The organism is Streptomyces sp. CO7 (assembly GCF_053474865.1).
In genome coordinates, this window is the sequence record NZ_JBRIOU010000208.1 from 1 (window position 1) to 2524 (window position 2524).

Consider the following 2524-nt stretch of genomic DNA (forward strand, 5'->3'; position numbering starts at 1 on the left):
GTACTACTCGACCGCCGCTGTCGGCTGGACCACCACGAACCTGCACTACAAGCCGGCCGGGGGATCCTGGACGGCGGTGCCCGGCATCGGCATGGAGGCCGCCTGCACGGGCTGGGTGCGCAGGACCGTCGACCTCGGCACCGGCACGTCGATGCAGGCCGTGTTCAACAACGGCAACGGCGTCTGGGACAACAACAACGGCAGCGACTACACGCTCCCGGGCGGCGTGAGCACCGTGAAGGACCGGGTCGTGGTGAAGAACGCCGCCGACCCCTGCGCCGCCGAGGTGCCGGACACCAAGGCGCCGACCGTCCCCACGAAGGTGACGGCCAAGGCCGACGGCGTGTCCGTCGTACTGACCTGGGAGCCCTCCACCGACGACCGGCAGGTCGCCCGGTACCAGGTCACCCGCACCGGGGGCACCAAGGGCGCGGTGGTCACCGACGTGAGCTCGACCGTGCTGTCGGTGGGGGACCTGGAGGAGAGGACCGCCTACACCTTCACCGTCCGCGCCGCGGACGCGGCCGGCAACCTCTCCGCCGCGTCGGCCGCGGCCACCGCCACCACCGGCGACCGGCCGCCCGCCGCCGCGCCGGGCAAGCCGCTGGGCACCGACCCGCGCAAGGACCCGATCTATTTCGTCCTCACCGCCCGCTTCAACGACGGCGACAGCTCCAACAACCGCGGCGGCAGCCAGCACGTGCGCTCCGGCAACGCCGCCAACGACGACCCCATGTTCCGCGGCGACTTCAAGGGTCTGATCAACAAGCTCGACTACATCAAGGGCCTCGGCATGTCGGCGGTCTGGATCACCCCGGTGGTCCTCAACCGGTCCGACTACGACTACCACGGCTACCACGGCTACGACTTCTACCGGGTCGACCGCCGCCTGGAGTCCGCGGGCGCCTCCTACCAGGACCTCATCAACGCCGCCCACGCCAAGGGCATGAAGATCTACCAGGACGTCGTCTACAACCACTCCTCCCGCTGGGGCGCCAAGGGGCTGTTCACGCCCAAGCACTACGGGGTGCGGGACGCCCAGTGGAGCTGGTACTACGACGAGCCCAACGCCTCCTTCGAGTACGACGGCCTGACGGTCGAGCCCAAGTCCGGCAAGTCGTACTGGAACGGCGACCTGTGGTCGACCGAGCAGCCCACCGGCAACACCTGCCTCAACTGGGGCAAGGCCACCTCGTCCACCTCGCCCGAGGGCTACCGCATCTACAACTGCCAGTGGCCCAGCCCCACTTCGGGCACCTGGCCGAAGTCCCTGTACCACAACTGCTGGCTGGGCAACTGGGAGGGCGAGGACTCCCGCTCCTGCTGGCTCCACGAGGATCTGGCGGACTTCAACACCGAGAGCCCCACGGTGCAGAACTACCTGATCGGCGCCTACGACAAGTACATCGACATGGGCGTCGACGGCTTCCGTGTCGACACCGCCGTGCACGTCCCGCGCACCACCTGGAACCGGCGCTTCCTGCCCGCGATCCAGGAACGGGTCACCCAGCGGCACGGCGCCGAGGCCGCGAAGAACTTCTTCGTCTTCGGCGAGGTCGGCGCCTTCGTGAACGACAAGTGGAACCGTGGCTCGGTCAACCACTCCGCGCAGTTCTTCACCTGGAAGGAGCGCAAGGAGTACGACACGGACGACGCCAAGGCCGCCCTCGAGATGTACGCGTACGAGAACACCGCCGGCGTGGCCGCCCAGCCGACGTCCGCCAACGCCTTCCTCGCGGGCAACGCCTACCACGCGCCCGACCACAGCAGGTTCTCCGGCATGAACATCATCGACATGCGCATGCACATGAACTTCGGCGACGCGACCAACGCCTTCCACAACGGCAAGGACTCCGACGACTCGGTCAACGACGCCACCTACAACGTCGTCTACGTCGACAGCCACGACTACGGCCCGAACAAGAGCGGCGAGCGCTACACCGGCGGCACCGACGCCTGGGCCGAGAACATGTCCCTGATGTGGACCTTCCGCGGCATCCCCACCCTCTACTACGGATCGGAGATCGAGTTCCAGAAGGGCAAGAAGATCGACTGCGGGCCCACCTGCCCGCTGGCGACCACGGGGCGCGCCTACTACGGCGACCACCTCCAGGGCGAGGTGAAGGCCTCGCAGTTCGGAAAGGTCGACTCCGCCTCCGGCGCGGTCGCCACCACGCTGGAACAGCCGCTGGTCAAGCACCTGCAGCGGCTCAACGAGATCCGGCGTGCGATCCCCGCCCTCCAGACCGGCCAGTACTCCACCGAGGGCATCAGCGGCGAGATCGCCTACAAGCGCCGCTACACCGCCGGCGGGACCGACAGCTTCGCCCTGGTCACCGTCACCCACGCCGCCTCCTTCAGCGGCATCCCCAACGGCACGTACCGGGACGCCGTGACCGGCGACACCCGGGTCGTCACCGACGGGAAGCTCTCCGTCGGCGCCCCGGGCAAGGGCAACCTGCGGGTGTACGTGCTCGACGGCCCCGGCCGGATCGGAGCGCCGGGGCCCTACCTGAAGTAGACC

Annotated in this window: 1 protein-coding gene; it reads left to right on the forward strand. The window is 68.5% G+C overall.

Features of this window, described 5'->3' with window-relative positions; translation table 11 throughout:
* Positions 1–2521: alpha-amylase family glycosyl hydrolase (locus ACOV8S_RS32720; protein WP_448322268.1), on the forward strand; the 2521-nt coding region annotated here is incomplete at its 5' end.
* Positions 2522–2524: the final 3 nt, after the last annotated feature.